The 15,737-nt window shown below is 62.6% G+C and carries 14 protein-coding genes and 1 tRNA gene; 7 read left to right on the top strand and 8 right to left on the bottom strand.

Features of this window, described 5'->3' with window-relative positions:
• Window positions 1-12: 12 nt before the first annotated feature.
• Window positions 13-1,305: a tetratricopeptide repeat protein gene (locus FHS69_RS02410; RefSeq protein WP_166776256.1), complete on the bottom strand. Its 1,293-nt coding sequence runs from the start codon at window positions 1,303-1,305 to the stop codon at window positions 13-15.
• 304 nt (window positions 1,306-1,609) lie between these two features.
• Between FHS69_RS02410 and gyrA the strand changes: the two genes are divergently transcribed.
• Entirely contained in the window at window positions 1,610-4,447 is a 2,838-nt protein-coding gene (gene gyrA / locus FHS69_RS02405) for a DNA gyrase subunit A (RefSeq protein WP_166776254.1), read from the top strand.
• Window positions 4,448-4,518: 71 nt separating this feature from the next.
• Here gyrA and FHS69_RS02400 read toward each other — a convergent pair whose 3' ends face one another.
• Window positions 4,519-5,187, bottom strand: a complete 669-nt coding sequence (locus FHS69_RS02400) for a lysoplasmalogenase family protein (RefSeq protein ID WP_166776252.1) — start codon at window positions 5,185-5,187, stop codon at window positions 4,519-4,521.
• Between the two features lie 53 nt (window positions 5,188-5,240).
• Here FHS69_RS02400 and trmFO point away from each other — a divergent pair, with 53 nt between their 5' ends.
• Window positions 5,241-6,608, top strand: a complete 1,368-nt coding sequence (gene trmFO / locus FHS69_RS02395; RefSeq protein WP_166776250.1) for a methylenetetrahydrofolate--tRNA-(uracil(54)-C(5))-methyltransferase (FADH(2)-oxidizing) TrmFO — start codon at window positions 5,241-5,243, stop codon at window positions 6,606-6,608.
• On the opposite strand, the gene FHS69_RS02390 is transcribed toward trmFO, so the two are convergent.
• The 5 genes from FHS69_RS02390 to FHS69_RS02370 form a co-directional block, all read right to left on the bottom strand.
• Window positions 6,605-7,063 (bottom strand): EF-hand domain-containing protein, encoded by a 459-nt coding sequence (locus FHS69_RS02390; RefSeq protein ID WP_166776248.1) that lies wholly within the window; start codon window positions 7,061-7,063, stop codon window positions 6,605-6,607. The two genes, trmFO and FHS69_RS02390, sit on opposite strands and share 4 nt — an antisense overlap.
• Before the next feature lie 32 nt (window positions 7,064-7,095).
• Window positions 7,096-7,761: a hypothetical protein gene (locus FHS69_RS02385; protein WP_166776246.1), complete on the bottom strand. Its 666-nt coding sequence runs from the start codon at window positions 7,759-7,761 to the stop codon at window positions 7,096-7,098.
• Between the two features lies 1 nt (window position 7,762).
• Window positions 7,763-9,160 carry a pyruvate dehydrogenase complex E1 component subunit beta gene (locus FHS69_RS02380; RefSeq protein WP_166776244.1) on the bottom strand — a complete coding sequence of 466 codons (1,398 nt, stop codon included), beginning with the start codon at window positions 9,158-9,160 and terminating at the stop codon, window positions 7,763-7,765.
• 3 nt (window positions 9,161-9,163) lie between these two features.
• Window positions 9,164-10,240 (bottom strand): pyruvate dehydrogenase (acetyl-transferring) E1 component subunit alpha, encoded by a 1,077-nt coding sequence (gene pdhA / locus FHS69_RS02375; protein ID WP_166776242.1) that lies wholly within the window; start codon window positions 10,238-10,240, stop codon window positions 9,164-9,166.
• 130 nt (window positions 10,241-10,370) lie between these two features.
• Window positions 10,371-10,685, bottom strand: coding sequence for an FtsB family cell division protein (locus FHS69_RS02370; protein WP_067466583.1), 315 nt, complete (start codon window positions 10,683-10,685; stop codon window positions 10,371-10,373).
• A 171-nt stretch (window positions 10,686-10,856) separates the two neighbouring features.
• On the opposite strand from FHS69_RS02370, the gene hppD reads away from it, so the two are divergent.
• From hppD to FHS69_RS02345, 5 genes are all read left to right on the top strand, one after another.
• The gene (hppD, locus tag FHS69_RS02365; RefSeq protein WP_130586610.1) at window positions 10,857-11,978 is read left to right on the top strand and encodes a 4-hydroxyphenylpyruvate dioxygenase; all 1,122 of its coding nucleotides are present in this window, start codon (window positions 10,857-10,859) and stop codon (window positions 11,976-11,978) included.
• On the top strand, window positions 11,975-12,547 hold the full coding sequence (locus tag FHS69_RS02360) for a VOC family protein (RefSeq protein WP_166776240.1): 573 nt from the start codon (window positions 11,975-11,977) through the stop codon (window positions 12,545-12,547). Before hppD ends, FHS69_RS02360 begins: the two co-directional genes overlap by 4 nt.
• Before the next feature lie 61 nt (window positions 12,548-12,608).
• Window positions 12,609-13,487, top strand: a complete 879-nt coding sequence (locus FHS69_RS02355; RefSeq protein WP_166776238.1) for a mechanosensitive ion channel domain-containing protein — start codon at window positions 12,609-12,611, stop codon at window positions 13,485-13,487.
• 48 nt (window positions 13,488-13,535) lie between these two features.
• A complete protein-coding gene (locus tag FHS69_RS02350; RefSeq protein ID WP_166776236.1) occupies window positions 13,536-14,450 on the top strand; it encodes a haloalkane dehalogenase in 915 nt (304 codons plus the stop codon).
• Entirely contained in the window at window positions 14,447-15,625 is a 1,179-nt protein-coding gene (locus FHS69_RS02345; RefSeq protein WP_166776235.1) for an MFS transporter, read from the top strand. Before FHS69_RS02350 ends, FHS69_RS02345 begins: the two co-directional genes overlap by 4 nt.
• Before the next feature lies 1 nt (window position 15,626).
• Here FHS69_RS02345 and FHS69_RS02340 read toward each other — a convergent pair.
• Window positions 15,627-15,703 (bottom strand) — tRNA-Arg (locus tag FHS69_RS02340).
• Window positions 15,704-15,737 lie beyond the last annotated feature (34 nt).

Raw genomic sequence — 15,737 nt, 5'->3', positions numbered from 1 at the left:
AGGCCGGAACGCTTACATCGCGGCGCCGCCGTCCTGCTGGGTTGCATAGATCGCCCAGAGATTGGCGATCGGTGCGCGGGGCCCCTCCACCTTTTCGAAGGTCGCTTCGGCCTCGGCGAATTTGCCCTGGTCGAATTGTGCAATACCGAGGCGGGTCTGGACCATCTGACGATCGGCTCCCGACATGCTCAGCGCCTTCGTGTAGAATGGTTCGGCATCGGCCGGGCGGCCCATCGCAAGAAGCGTATCCGCTGCCGCGAGTACCGTGTTGATCGAGGCGCCCGACGCGTTCGCATCGGCGATCAGGCCATCCATGTCCGCGCGGTCACGTGCAGTACGTTCGGCTGCCTGCTTGCGCGTGTCGGTCACATAAGGGTCGGTCTTGTCGAGCATGCCCTTGGCGTAACCTTCGTCGATGATGGTGACGACTTCTGCGGGAAGGCGACGATAATCGGCAGCATCGACGTATTCGAGATACAGCTTGCTATCGCGCAATACGCTCGCGCGCTGGCCAAGGCGCAGAAGGTCTAGAATCTCGGGATTCTGATATCCCCCCGTGTTGAGGAGGACCGCGATCGCATCACCCCAACTGGATTCGCCCGGATACTCCGACGCATACCAAGCGGCATACTTGTTCGCTTCGGTGTTGATGTTGTTGTTGTAAGCCTGCGCAAGACCACGCTTGAGCCAGGCCTCATCGACCTTCTCGCCTGCCGCTAGCTTGGCGCTGATCAGTTCGCCGAGATAGGTGAGACCCTGCTGAGGCTGGCTTTCGGCGAAGTAGCTTTCTGCCACAAACAGCAGCGGATCGTTGTCCGCGTAACCAGCGTCGGCCGAAGCCTGGAAATATGGGCGGGCCTTAGCGTATTGTTCTGCATTGTAAGCAAGCTGGCCGGCCACGAAGTTGAACTGACCGACGTTCTCAGCCGGGACCTTGCCGCTTTCGAGCATCATCTCCATGCCCTGCAGTGCAGTGGGGAAATCCTGCTGCTTCGCAGCGTTCGCATAGATGAAGCTGCCCGCGGCATAGCGGTCGTCGACATTCTCGCTGGCCGCGATGAGGCCCTGAAAACCAGCCTTGAGCGACGCGTAATCGACAGGCTCGGTCGTCGCGACAACTTCAAGCGGCTGATAGGCCGCGATAAAGGCCTTCGAGTAGTTCGGCTTCGACTCTTTTTTCTTCTTCTGAGCGAGCGCGGGCGCTTCGAGCGCCGCTGCGCCGATCATGCCGCCGGTCGCAAGCGCAATCGCGAGAGCGAAGGTGGATGCCGCGCCGTTCTTGCGTGCGAGACGAGTGAAAATCATGTGTAGAACTCCCAAGAGTGAAAAGGGGGTTGAGCGCTACGGGCGCTGTTGAACAGGGCTGCGCGGCACATGCCGCGTGTGGGCACTCATTGCAAATTCTTCTACCGGACGCGGGCTGAACAGGTATTGAATGCCACACCGAGGTGGTGGTTTGCGGTTACCTTCGCGATCCAGCGTACCCATATGTGGAAAAGCGCGCCAAACGGCGCATTGGTTCCCGCGCGCGAGTGGCGCTTTGGCGCCCCATGTCCTAGGGTTCCCAATTAGAAAATTATAAGCTTTTCGCAGCACGGAATTACACGTTTTGTCCGACGATATCGACATTCTGGATACCCCCGCCCCCGGCGGTGACGATTACGCGCGCATCGACATCGTCGATGAGATGAAAACGAGCTATCTCGATTACGCCATGAGCGTAATCGTCAGCCGCGCGCTGCCCGATGTACGCGATGGCTTGAAGCCCGTTCACCGGCGCATCCTGTTCTCCAGCCAGGAAGGCGGCTTCGTCGCCGGACGCCCCTATCGCAAGAGCGCCAAGATAGTCGGCGACGTGATGGGCAACTACCACCCGCATGGCGATGCCGCGATCTACGATGCGCTGGCGCGCATGACGCAGGACTGGTCGCTGCGCGTCCCGCTGGTCGACGGCCAGGGCAACTTCGGTTCGATGGACCCCGATCCCCCCGCCAGCATGCGCTACACCGAGGCACGTCTGGCCCGCGTTGCAAACGCGCTGCTCGACGATCTCGACAAGGATACGGTCGATTTTAGCGACAATTACGACGGTTCGCGGCAGGAGCCGACCGTTCTGCCTGCGCGCTTCCCCAATCTGCTGGTCAACGGCGCGGGCGGCATTGCCGTGGGCATGGCGACGAACATTCCGCCACACAATCTGGGTGAGGTCATCGACGGGTGTCTCGCTTACATCGAGAACCCGGCGATCACCTCGGAAGAACTGTTCGAGATCATCCCGGGTCCGGACTTCCCCACTGCCCCCCTGATCCTCGGCAAGTCGGGCGCCCGAGCCGCCTACACTACGGGACGCGGATCGGTGCTGATGCGCGCGCGGCACGAGGTGGAGACCAAGGGCAATCGCCAGTCGATCGTACTGACCGCCATTCCGTATCAGGTCGGCAAAAGCGGGCTGGTCGAGAAGATTGCCGAAGCCGCCAAGGAAAAGCGGATCGAAGGTGTCTCGGATATTCGCGACGAGTCGAGCCGCGAAGGGGTTCGCGTCGTCGTCGACCTGAAGCGCGATGCCTCCCCGGAAGTCGTGCTCAACCAGATCTGGCGCTACAGTCCGGCGCAGGCGAGCTTCCCTGCAAACATGCTCGCCATCCGCGGCGGCCGGCCCGAGGTCCTCACGCTGCGCGATTTCGTGCAGGCTTTCATTTCATTCCGCGAAGAAGTGATCACGCGTCGCACCAAGTTCGAACTGAACAAGGCGCGCGAACGGGCGCACATCTTGCTTGGCCTCGTGGTCGCCGTGTCGAACCTCGATGAGGTCGTGGCGATGATCCGCGGATCGTCCAATCCCGCCGATGCGCGCGCCAAACTGCTCGCGAAGGAATGGCCGATCGGCGACATCGCGCAATATATTGCTCTGGTCGAAGCGATCGAACCGACCGACGAGCAATCGGGCGGAACCTATCGGCTGTCCGAACGGCAGGTGAAGGCGATCCTCGACCTCCGCCTCCATCGTCTCACCGCTCTGGGGCGGGACGAAATCGGCGACGAGCTCAAGGAACTGAGCATCGCGATCGAGGAGTATCTCTCGATCCTTGCCGATCGCGTGAAGCTGTATGGCGTCATGCGCGAGGAGCTTGAGGACATCCGCAATACCTATGCGACGCCGCGCATTACCGAGATTGCGCCCGCCTGGGACGGGATCGAGGACGAGGACCTGATCGAGCGCGAGGAGATGGTCGTTACCGTCACCCATAGCGGTTACATCAAACGGACCCCGCTCGACGCATTCAGGGCGCAGGCGCGCGGGGGCAAGGGCCGCAGCGGCATGGCGACCAAGGACGAGGACGCCGTGGTCGAGATGTTCGTCACCTCGACGCACAACCCGGTGCTATTCTTCACCAACACTGGCCGCGTTTATCGCCTGAAGGTCTGGAAGCTGCCCGAAGGCGGTCCGCAGACCAAGGGGCGTCCGATGGTCAATCTGCTGCCGCTGGGCAACGACGAACGCGTTACCAATGTGCTGCCGCTTCCCGAAGACGAAAACGAGTGGAGCGCACTCAACATCGTTTTCGCCACCGAGCAAGGCATGGTCCGCCGCAACTCGATGGATTCCTTCACCAATGTTCCCAGCAACGGCAAATATGCCATGGGCTTCGTGGAAGGCAGCGGCGACCGCCTGATCGGCGTGCGGCTGCTCAAGGAAGACCAGGAAATCTTCCTCGCCTCGGATGCGGGCAAGGCGATCCGCTTTTCCGCCACCGATGCGCGCGAAACCAAGAGCCGTACGGGCATCGGGGTGCGCGGCATGAAGCTCAAGGACGGCGAGAAGGTCGTCTCGATGGCGGTGCTGGAAACGGGGGAGCGCGACACCGAAGTGCGCGATGCCTATCTGCGTGCTGCGGAATGGAAGAACAACGAAAATATCGCGACGCTCGACCACGCAAAGGTCGATGAGATGGCGGAAGCGGAGGAATTCATCCTCACGCTGACCGCAAATGGCTATGGCAAGATCTCGTCAGCCTATGAATACCGCACCACCGGTCGCGGGGGCCAGGGCCTCACCAATATCGGCGAGCCGACCAGCAATCCGGATCGCAACGGTCCGGTGGTCGCCAGCTTCCCCGTCCGTCACGGCATGCAACTGATGCTGGTGACCGACCGTGCCAAGCTGATCCGGCTGCCGCTCCAGTTCCGCCACCTGGTCGAGAACGGCTTCGAATCGCATGAAGGCTATTCGATCTCGGGACGCGGGTCCTCGGGTGTGCGTATCTTCAATGTTTCCAAGGGCGAGCAGATCGTCGGCGCCGCGCGGATCGACGAAACCGAGGAACCCGAAAACCTCGCGGAAGAAGCAGTGGCCGACGAAATCGCCGAGCGTGGCGGTCTCGACAAGACCGAGCCTTATACGACGCCGCATTCGGACAAGAACATCGACGGCGAAGCCGGCGGCTGACCGATTGGCCGCACATGTCCGGCCTCATGGCCCGGGCATGTGCGCGCCTGGCGTTCTAATTGCCTGTCGTTCTAATTGACGGTCAGACCGCGGTCACTGCGGAGCGTCTGCACGACGCCCGTGGCGATGAGGAACTGCCCCCCGTAATAAAGCGGCCAGATGAGCCAGTCGCCGACCAGATCGGGCACGACCCCGCCTTCCCGGCCGAATATGATGAGATCGCTGACGACGAACAGCACCGCGCCCGATCCCACTTGGTAACGAGGGAAGCGGCTGGTCCATGCCGCGGCAGCCATGGCCCCCACCACGCCGGAATAGACTGCCGCGACTTGCCAATTCTCGACCGGATAGGTGAGCAAGGCCGCGATCAGCGGTGTTATCAACAACAGGCTTGCCCCAGCGAATTTCTGGCTGCCCGTGCTGCTTGCGCGTCGGTTGCGCAGGTAAAGCGCGATTGCCAGTCCATGACCCGCTGCAAAGAAGCCACCGCCGATCAGGAAGCTGATTTCGAGCGTCACGTCCCCGAGCGCGCACAGCGTCAGAGCCAGGGCGATGAGCAGCCCGTCGAACCCGCGCGTCCGGAATGCGGCGTAAATCGCGAGAAAGCCGACCCCCGCCCCCTTCCAGAGCATCAGCCACGCCCCGCCGATGGGCGCGTCGGACACGAAGAAATAGCTTATCCCCGCGACGAGGCTTGCGAGCAACCAGGGGCGGTGCTTGATGAGAGCGCGATGAGGCATCGGAAGACGCTAGGCCTTGTCGAAGCCCCCATGCAAGCACTAGGGCGCGCGCGATGACCCACGATATCCACATCATCGGCGGCGGCCTCGCTGGCAGCGAAGCCGCTTGGCAACTCGCGCAGCGCGGCTTCCGCGTGAAACTGTCGGAAATGCGCGGCAGCGGCGAGATGACGCCGGCACACCAGACCGATGGCCTCGCCGAACTGGTCTGTTCGAACAGTTTTCGTTCGGACGACGACACCAAGAACGCGGTGGGTTTGCTTCACCATGAAATGCGGCGGCTGGACAGCATCGTCATGCGCGCCGGTGAGGTCGCACGCGTGCCTGCAGGTTCGGCGATGGCGGTCGATCGCGACGTCTTCTCGGCCGAAGTGCAGCGCACGCTGTATGAGCATCCCAACGTCAGCGTGGTACGCGAACGCGTCGACGCGCTGCCCGCCGATGGTCCTGCTATCGTCGCCACGGGGCCACTGACTGCGCAATCGCTGGCCGAAAGCATCGTCGGCGCGACCGGACAGGACCGGCTCGCCTTCTTCGATGCCATCGCGCCAATCGTGCATCGCGACAGCATCGACATGAGCAAGTGCTGGATCCAGTCGCGCTGGAACAAGCGCACCGAGGCCAGCAATGAGGATGGCGATTACATCAACTGCCCGATGACCAAAGAGCAGTATCTCGCCTTCCACCGAGGCCTGATCGAGGGTGACAAGACCGAGTTCAAGGAGTGGGAAGCCGACACGCCCTATTTCGATGGCTGCATGCCGATTGAGGTAATGGCCGCGCGCGGTGTCGAGACGCTTCGCTACGGGCCGATGAAGGGCGTCGGGCTCGATAATCCCTACGACACCAGCGAGGAACACCCGCAGGGGCGCTGGCCCTATGCGGTGGTCCAACTGCGACAGGACAACAAGCTGGGCACTCTGTGGAACATGGTCGGGTTCCAGACCAAGCTGAAATATGGCGCTCAGGTCGAACTGTTCCGCACCATTCCCGGGTTAGAGAATGCCGAATTCGCGCGACTGGGCGGCTTGCATCGCAACACTTTTATCAATTCGCCGCTGGTGCTCGACCGCCAGCTGCGGCTCAAGAATGGCGAGCGTATCCGTTTTGCCGGGCAGATCACCGGCTGCGAGGGCTACGTCGAAAGCTCGGCAGTGGGGCTGATGGCCGGGCTGATGGCGGCGGCAGAGCTCGGTGGGCGAGAATGGACGGCGCCGCCGCGTACGACCGCTTTCGGCGCGCTCCTGGCGCATATCACCGGCGATGCCGAAGCTTCGACATTCCAGCCCATGAACGTGAATTTCGGGCTCTTTCCGCCGTTGCATGACGTCGGCAAGAAGGTTCGCAAAAAGGCCTATACCAATCGCGCGAAGGAGGATTTCGGCGAATGGCTCGGGGCAATGGAAGCAGTGCCCGCCTAGCAGGCGCAGCGCGGTTTGCGGCGGGGCTTGGGCGCGGTCGTTGCGAATTCCGCTGGTGTCAGACGGTTGTCGCCATCGGCGTCCGCACCTTCGAACTTCGTGACCGTGGCCACGGCCCATTCCTCGAAATCGAGCAGATTATTGCCGTCCTTGTCGAGCTTGCGGAAAGCATCCGTCCGGCTCGACAGCATTTCAGTACGCGTAATGCGCCAGTCACGGTTCCGATCGTAGCGAAAGAAGCGCCGTTGCTCCTTGGTCAGCTCGCTGGCTTCGGGTGGTGCGGGACCGACCATGTCGCCGGGCTCCGATGGTGGAAGTTCGGGCAGTACCTCGGTCGTTGCCAGCGGTTCGGGTGGCGGGGCTGCGCGTTCGACCTGCGCCCGGCCTTCCCACCAAAAGGTGCCGAGACCGGCCAGCGCCAGCGCGACGAGTGCTCCGAGTACCATCCGGTTCATGGCCCACGCTCCCCCGAGTGCAGGCTTGCAGTCTAACGCCCGAACAGTCCCAATCGCAAGGCCACCAGCGGACTGAACCGGTCACCCACCATTGGCACCCCGCCTCGGCGCAGTGATCGCCCAGCCAGACCGCCCACGACCGACAGAGGACGCAGCTCGCGTGGAAGGCGCGGCAATGACGCAGTTACGGAAAGCGCGTGCTCGCGCTCGGAAGCGTCCCCGGCATAGGCGGCGAGATCCGCCCTCGCCCAAAGACGTGACGCCTCCGCAGCCGGTTGGGCGCTTTCGGGTTGCAGCAGGCGTTGGGCCACCCCGGACCCAAGCGCCCCTCTTCCATTGAGGAACCTCTGCATCGCCGGTTCCGACAACGGGCGTTCGCCCAGCAGCGCCTCCCAACCGTCGACGAGGTCGCTCAAGGCGCGCTCGTGCCCGGCCCATTCGGTCCCGATCAGGTCGAGCAGCGGATCGCCCTGCGGGCGTGCCGATCCCGGCACTGCAAGCTGATCGCGCCACCAGGCGAGCCGCATCTGCCCGAGCAAAGGGTCGCTCGCGCCGAGCACCATCCGGCCAATACGACCATCGAGTGCGAAGGCGGCCAGCCAAACTGCGCGATTGCGCCCCGCGCTGGCCAACGCAATGCGGGCCACCTCGGTGCATTCCTCGAGCAGGTCCTCCGCAGGCGCGGGAGCCGAAGCCATGTCAGTCGCGATAGCAGACCTTCTTCGCCGCGGCGACGATGCGCGGCGTGTCGATCAGCGCCAGCTTCTCGAGATTTGCGGCATAGGGCAGCGGAACATCCTCGTTGCACACGCGCGTGACCGGTGCGTCGAGATGGTCGAACCCCTCTTCCATGCAGATCGCTGTCACTTCGGAGGCGATCGAGCAGGTCGGCCAGCCTTCTTCGGCAATGACGAGGCGATTGGTCTTCGCCAGCGAGGTCAGGATCGCTTCCTTGTCGAGCGGGCGCAACGTACGCAGATCGATGACCTCGGCGTCGATGCCCTCGCCTGCCAGTTCCTCGGCTGCCTCGAGCGCGAGCCCGACGGCGATCGAATAAGCGACGATCGTGACGTCCGAACCCTCGCGCATGATCCGCGCCTTGCCGATCGGCAGGACGTAATCGTCGAGATCAGGGACGTCGAAGCTGCGGCCATAGACCAGTTCGTTCTCGAGGAAGACCACCGGGTCCTCGCAGCGGATGGCGGCCTTCATAAGGCCTTTCGCGTCCGCCGCATCATAGGGTGCGATCACCACCAGGCCGGGCACGCTCGCGTACCACGGGCCATAATTCTGGCTGTGCTGCGCGCCGACACGGCTGGCCGCGCCGTTGGGGCCGCGGAAGACCACCGGACAGCGCATCTGGCCGCCCGACATGTAATTGGTCTTCGCTGCCGAGTTGATGATGTGATCGATCGCCTGCATGGCGAAATTGAACGTCATGAATTCGACGATCGGACGCAGGCCGCCCATTGCGGCACCCGTCCCGATCCCGGCGAAACCGTATTCGGTGATAGGCGTGTCGATCACGCGCTTGGGCCCGAATTCGTCGAGCAGTCCCTGCGTGACCTTGTAGGCCCCCTGGTATTCGGCGACTTCCTCGCCCATCACGAAGACGCGATCGTCCGCACGCATTTCCTCGGCCATGCCATCGCGCAGCGCCTCGCGCACACTGGTCGAAGTGAAACCGGTGCCTTCGGGAACCTCGGGGTCCTTCACATCGGTCTTGCGCGCGGGCTTGGTGATTTCCGCTTCGCTCGTCGCGTCGCTATCCGGCCGTCCGACATTCTTGCCCTCGCCGGGCACGTCCGCGACCGGTCCACCGTCGGCAGGCGCCTCGATATCGGACGCATCCTCGCCTTCACCGGCGAGCATGGCGATCACGGTGCCGACCTTCACGCCCTCGGTGCCCTCCTCGATCAGGATCTTGCCAAGCGTGCCCTCGTCGACCGCTTCGAATTCCATGGTCGCCTTGTCGGTCTCGATCTCGGCGATGATGTCACCCGCGACGATCTCGTCACCCTCGGACTTGAGCCACTTGGCGAGCGTACCTTCTTCCATGGTAGGCGAAAGCGCGGGCATTTTGAGTTCGATAGCCATGACTCAATACTCCTCCACCAGCACGTCGGTGTAGAGTTCAGACGCCTCGGGCTCTGGCGAATTTTCTGCGAAATCAGCAGCTTCGGTCACGGTCTTGCGAATGTCCTTGTCGATCGCCTTGAGCTCGTCCTCGGTCGATCCGTTTTCGAGCAGCACCTTCTTGATCCCTTCGATCGGATCCTTGTGTTCGCGAATGTCCTGCACCTCCTCGCGCGTGCGATACTTCGCCGGGTCCGACATCGAGTGGCCGCGATAGCGATAGGTGTTGCATTCCATCAGCACCGGTCCCTTGCCGTCGCGCACATGCTTGAACGCGATTTCGGCTGCCTGCCGCACTTCGAGCACATCCATGCCGTTCACATCCATGCCGGGGATGCGGAAGGCGGTGCCGCGCCGATGGAACTCGGTTTCGGCCGAACTGCGACCGACCGCGGTGCCCATCGCGTACTGGTTGTTCTCGACCACGAACACGATCGGCAGCTTCCACAGCGCCGCCATGTTCATGGTTTCGTAGACCTGTCCCTGGTTGGCCGCGCCGTCGCCGAAATAGGCGAGGCACAGTCCGCCGTCGTCGTTGTACTGGTGTGCAAGCGCGAGCCCGCCTCCCAGAGCCACCTGCGCGCCGACGATACCATGGCCGCCGTAGAACTTATGTTCGGTCGAGAACATGTGCATCGAGCCGCCCTTGCCCTTGGAGATCCCCGCCTCGCGACCGGTGAGCTCGGCCATGATGACCTTGGGGTCGATGCCATAGGCGAGCATGTGGCCATGGTCGCGGTAGCCGGTGATGACGCTGTCCTTGTCGCCGTCCAGCGCCGACTGCAGGCCGATCGCGACCGCTTCCTGCCCGATGTAGAGGTGGCAGAAGCCGCCAATAAGGCCGAGCCCGTAGAGCTGGCCGGCGCGCTCCTCGAAACGGCGGATTAGGAGCATCTGCTCGTAAAAATGGAGCAATTGCTCCTTGCTGGCGCCGTAACGCCGATCCTTCTCGAGCGCGTCCTGCAGCGAGTGGAGGATGAAATCGCTATCCTCGACGGGCGACTTCGAGGGGGCTTTCTTGCTCCGGGGGGCTTTGGCCAAGACTTCGGATCCTTGTTCTTCCGGGGAGGAATGATGGTTGCGCCTATAGGCACAGCCGCACTCGTGGCGCAACGCCGGAGCGCCTGTGCATACGAAAACCCTTACGGAACACAGCGGTTTCCGCGAGAGGTCAGTCTTCGAGCTTGATCACCACCTCATCGGGGTGGACGACATTCAGCTGACTGCGCAGCAGTTCGCCGACCATATCGGGATCGGCATGGTTCGGATCCAGCAGGGCCACGCGGTTCTCAAGCGCTTCGCGTTCCGCCTCCAGCGTGGCGAGCTGCGCTTCGCGCTGGTCGAGCAGGCGCAAGTTCTCGCTCCAAGCGAGCAGGCCCGAAGGCCCCGCGATGGCAAGCCCACCCATCACGAGCAGAGCCGCAAGCGCCGCATGCTGCGTCACTTTCGCCCGTTGAATCGCCGTGGTGGGAGCCATCATTCGCATCGTGGTACAGAATCACAGTTAACCCCCTCGCGCAAGGCAATTCTTCGCGGCTCACGACCGATCGCACTGGCGCCACGGCACATGGATTGACGCCCCCGATTTCTTGACATGCCTCGCGCAAAAGCGTAATTAGTTTCCATTGAAACCAATCGCAAAATCCTGAGGACTGCCATGCCCGATCTCTTTGAAAATCCCATCGGCCTCGACGGCTTCGAATTCGTCGAATTCTGCGCTCCCGAAAAGGGCGTGGTCGAACCGGTCTTCAAGGCGATGGGCTTCACCCATGTGGCATCGCATCGCTCGAAGGACGTCGACCTGTGGCGGCAGGGCCAGATCAATCTGATCCTCAACTACGAACCGCGCAGTGCCGCATGGTTCTTTGCCCGCGAACACGGGCCCTCCGCATGCGGCATGGGTTTTCGCGTTCGCGACGCGCGCAAGGCGTATGACGAGTTGATCGAACGCGGCGCCGAGCCTGTCGCGGTCGAGACCGGTCCGATGGAACTGCGCATACCCGCCATCCGTGGTATCGGCGGTGCGATCGTCTATCTGATCGATCGCTATGCCGACGAGAACGGCGACGGCCTTTCGATCTACGACATCGATTTCGAATATCTCGACGGGGTCGAACACTGGCCCAAGGGCGCGGGCTTCGACGTTATCGATCACCTGACCCACAATGTCTACAACGGCCGGATGAAGTACTGGGCGGACTATTACGAGACGCTGTTCAACTTCCGCGAGATCCGCTTCTTCGACATCAAGGGCGAGTACACCGGCCTGACCTCGAAGGCGCTGACCGCGCCCGACGGCAAGATCCGCATCCCGCTCAACGAAGAAGGCGAAGGCGGCAAGGGCCAGATCGAAGAGTTCCTGCGCGAATTCAACGGCGAAGGCATCCAGCACATCGCGCTGATCTGTGACGACCTGGTGAAGTGCTGGGACAACCTGAAGCAACTCGGCGTGCCCTTCATGACCGCCCCGCCCGAGACCTATTACGAAATGCTGGCAGAGCGTCTGCCGGGCCATGGCGAGGACGTAAACGAACTCAAGATGCGCGGCATCCTGCTCGACGGCACCACCGAGGGCGGACATCCGCGCCTGCTGCTGCAGATCTTCGCCGAGGCGCAGGTTGGTCCGGTGTTCTTCGAATTCATCCAGCGCAAGGGCGATGAAGGCTTCGGAGAGGGCAATTTCAAGGCGCTGTTCGAAAGCATGGAGCGCGACCAGATCAAGCGCGGCGTGCTGAGCGTGGAAGACGCGCAGACCGTCGAAACGGAGCCTGCGGAATGAGCGCGACCACCAATCATCCCGTCAAGTTGGGCGGCGTCCACCACGCCGCTTACCGCTGCAAGGATGCCAAGGAGACCGTCGAATGGTACGGCAAGGTCCTCGGCATGGATTACACCACCGCCTTCGCCGAGGATCACGTGCCCTCGACCGGTGATTACGATCCCTACATGCACGTCTTCCTCGACGCGGGTAACGGCAATATCCTCGCGTTCTTCGAACTGCCCAACCAGAAGGACATGGGCCGCGACGAAAACACGCCGGCATGGGTGCAGCACCTCGCTTTCAAGGTGGACAGCGAAGAAGAGCTGCTCGCCGCGAAAGACCATGTCGAGAGCCTCGGGATCGACGTGCTGGGTCCCACGCACCACGGTATCTTCAAGTCCATCTATTTCTTCGATCCCAATGGCCACCGCGTCGAACTGGCGACCGATATCGGCACGGACGAACAATATGCCGAGCTGAAGCGGGTCGCGCCGATCATGCTCGAAGAGTGGAGCAAGACCAAGACGGCCCCGCGCCACGCGGACTGGCTGCACGAGATCGCGCGCAAGGAACACGGCGCCGCATAAGCGTTGCACAGCGGAACTTCGGCCTTTGTGTTGCGTTGCAGCGCAAAGGAGTTCCACAAGCGTGAATTATATCGAGACGCTGCGCGATCAGCTGCAGGACATGGGGGAGGGTTTTGTTGAAAGCCTCCCCAGCCTCGCCATCGCGATCTTCATTGTCTTCCTGACGTGGATCGTCGCCCGCTTCGGCGCGCGTATCTCGGACATGATCGTAGGGCGCACCGAACTGCGCGCCAGCCTCAAGACGCTGATCGATACGCTGGTAAAACTCGGAGTCTGGCTCGCCGGCCTGTTCATCGCAGCGATCGTCGTCATGCCCGGACTGACCGCCGCCAGCCTGCTGGCTGGCCTCGGCATCGGCGCGGTCGCAATCGGCTTCGCCTTCCAGGACATCTTCGAGAACTTCCTTGCCGGCGTGCTGATCATGCTGCGCGAGAAGATGCGGATCGGTGACGTCATCGAATGCGAAGGGATCACCGGCAAGGTGGAGCACATCACCCTGCGCGAGACGCATGTCCGCAAACTGTCCGGCGAGTTGACCGTCGTGCCAAATTCGATCCTGTTCAAAAACCCGGTCGAGATCCTCACCGATGACAGTCAGCGCCGCCACGAGGTCGTGGTTGGCGTGTCCTACGATACGCAGCTCGATCGCGCGGCGGAAGTGATCCGCCAGGCGGTCGAGGATGTCGAGGACGTACTCGCCAGTAAGGGCATCGACATCTTCGCGCAGGAGTTCAATTCGAGCTCGGTCGACTTCCTTGTTCGCTGGTGGGCGGGTTCGACCCCGCGCGACGGTTGGGAAAGCAAGGACAAGGTCGTGCGCGCGGTCAAGGCGGCGCTGGACGAAGCCGGGATCGAAATCCCGTTCCCCTATGTCACGCATACCTTCAAGGAAACGGTACCGGTCAGCCACTTGGGTGACACCAGTCGCTCGACGCCTTAAGGTTTCGAATCAGGACCGGAAATATCGGTCGTCTGAGAGGAGAGACCGATGCAGATCCTGCGTACACCGGCCGAACGGTTCGCCGACATTCCCGAGTATCCCTTCGCCGAGAACTGGTTCGAAATCGATCTCGGCGATGGGCTTAGCGCACGCATGCACTATATCGACGAAGGCCCTCGCGATGCGCCCCCCGTGCTGTTATTTCACGGCGAACCGAGCTGGTCGTTTCTCTATCGCAAGATGATTCCGCTGCTGGTCGATGTCGGGTTCCGAGTGCTGGCGCCCGATTTGATTGGATTCGGCAAGAGCGACAAACCCGACGATATCGACTTCTATACCTACGCGCGCCATGTCGACTGGCTGCAGCAATGGCGCCACGCAGTCGAGCCGCGGCCTGCCGCGTTGTTCTGCCAGGACTGGGGCGGCCTGCTTGGCCTGCGCATGGTCGCGCACGACCCCGACCTATTCTCCTGCATCGTGGCAAGCAACACGTTCCTGCCTGCCGGCGGTAAGCCTAGCGAGGCATTCCTCGCCTGGCGCGAGTTCGCGCGTAGCTCTCCCGAATTTCGTATCGGTCCGCTGCTCGACCGCTCGACCTCCACCCCGCTCAGCGAGGCCGAGATCGCGGCCTATGACGCCCCCTTTCCCGACGAAGCCTCGAAAGCGGGCGCGCGCGCATTCCCCGCGCTGGTACCGATCGAGGACGGCATGCCCGGGGTCGAGGAGAACAAGCGTGCCTGGCCCGCGCTCGCGGCCTTCGACAGGCCTTTCCTCACACTGTTCGGCGAAGACGATCCGATTACCAGGGGAAGCGAGAAATTCCTGATCGAGCGGATAGCGGGCGCCAAAGGCCTGCCGCATGCGACGCTGCCGACCTGCGGGCATTTTTCACAGGAAGACCAGCCCCAAACGCTCGCACAGGGCGTTATAGACATGGCGCGCAAGGCAGGCGTGCTCGCTTGAACCCTGCCCGAAGACTGACCCCGGCGCAGGAAAACTCGCTCGCCATCGCCGCTGCGGTGGTGACCGCCAATGCCTATTATATCCATCCGATCATCGCGCTGGTGGCGGATCACTTCGGGGTCAGCCATGCACGCATCGGGCTGGTACCCGCGCTCAACCAGCTTGCGCTCGCGGTCGGCATTTTCCTGCTACTGCCACTCGGCGATCGTTATTCGAACCGTCGCCTCACTATCCTGTTCGCCAGCGGACAGACGGTCTCGCTCGCGCTCATGACGCTGGCCTCGGGCTTCGGCGCCTTCGTGCTGGGTTCTACGCTGCTCGGATTTTTTACCATCGCGCCCTATCTGCTGCCTGCTTATGCGTCGAAGCGCGTCGCCCCCGAGCGCCTGGGGCAGGTCACTGCGAAGCTGACCGCCGGAGTCATCCTCGGCATTCTCGTCGCGCGTGTCGGCGCGGGCGTCATCGCGGAGCATTTCGGTTGGCGCGCTGTCTACTGGCTCGCTACGGGCCTCATGGTCGCCGTCACCCTCGGCCTGCCGTGGCTTATGGAAGGCGGCGAGCGCTCGACAAGCGGGCGCCAATCCTATCTGCGGCTGATCGGATCGGTTTTCCCGCTGATCGGACAGTACCGCGAAATCCTGATCGCGGGCGTGATCCAGGCACTCAACTTCGCGCAGTTCATCGCGCTCTGGCTCGGGCTGGCACTTTACCTCACCGCCCCGCCAATGGGGTATGGCACCGACACGGTCGGCTATCTCGCGGGTCTTGCAGCGGTTAGCATCGCTTCGACGCCCTGGCTGGGCCGCTGGTCCGACACCGTAGGCCCCCGCACCGCGCGGACGGTCTTCGCTTTCATCCAGCTGGTCGGAATTCTGTTGCTGTGGCCGCTGGGGGGTACACTTTGGGGGCTGCTGATCCCGTTGTTCATCGCCAATCTGGTCGGCCCCGGGATAGATGTCACGGGGCGCATGACCTTCCTCGCGCTCGATCCCTCGGTGCGAACGCGCCTGACTACGGTCTACGTCGTGCTGATGTTCATCGGGGGCGGACTGGGGAGCTATGCCGGGACGCTAGCCTACGATGGCTGGGGCTGGGCCGGCACCTGCATGCTGCTGGCCGGTTGCTCGATCACCCTGACCGGCCTCGCCTGGCTGGCACGCAGATATGGCAGCTAGATGGTGCGCCCGACAGGATTCGAACCTGTGGCCCCCAGATTAGGAATCTGGTGCTCTATCCGACTGAGCTACGGGCGCCCGCGGGTGCGTTTAGCAGAGGATCGCGCGCAGG

Origin of the sequence: Qipengyuania flava (genome assembly GCF_011762005.1) — a bacterium.
Classification (GTDB): domain Bacteria; phylum Pseudomonadota; class Alphaproteobacteria; order Sphingomonadales; family Sphingomonadaceae; genus Qipengyuania; species Qipengyuania flava.
Note: the sequence above shows the minus strand (reverse complement) of the source record. Positions and strands in the feature narration are given on the sequence as shown.

Bases quoted from the DNA above. Each gene is read 5' to 3' on its own strand.
- FHS69_RS02410 (WP_166776256.1), bottom strand. From the start codon at position 1,305: ATGATTTTCACTCGTCTCGCACGCAAGAACGGCGCGGCATCCACCTTC.
- FHS69_RS02370 (WP_067466583.1), bottom strand. From the start codon at position 10,685: ATGCGAATGATGGCTCCCACCACGGCGATTCAACGGGCGAAAGTGACG.
- FHS69_RS02385 (WP_166776246.1), bottom strand. From the start codon at position 7,761: ATGGCTTCGGCTCCCGCGCCTGCGGAGGACCTGCTCGAGGAATGCACC.
- hppD (WP_130586610.1), top strand. From the start codon at position 10,857: ATGCCCGATCTCTTTGAAAATCCCATCGGCCTCGACGGCTTCGAATTC.
- FHS69_RS02390 (WP_166776248.1), bottom strand. From the start codon at position 7,063: ATGAACCGGATGGTACTCGGAGCACTCGTCGCGCTGGCGCTGGCCGGT.
- FHS69_RS02350 (WP_166776236.1), top strand. From the start codon at position 13,536: ATGCAGATCCTGCGTACACCGGCCGAACGGTTCGCCGACATTCCCGAG.
- FHS69_RS02360 (WP_166776240.1), top strand. From the start codon at position 11,975: ATGAGCGCGACCACCAATCATCCCGTCAAGTTGGGCGGCGTCCACCAC.
- FHS69_RS02400 (WP_166776252.1), bottom strand. From the start codon at position 5,187: ATGCCTCATCGCGCTCTCATCAAGCACCGCCCCTGGTTGCTCGCAAGC.
- trmFO (WP_166776250.1), top strand. From the start codon at position 5,241: ATGACCCACGATATCCACATCATCGGCGGCGGCCTCGCTGGCAGCGAA.
- FHS69_RS02380 (WP_166776244.1), bottom strand. From the start codon at position 9,160: ATGGCTATCGAACTCAAAATGCCCGCGCTTTCGCCTACCATGGAAGAA.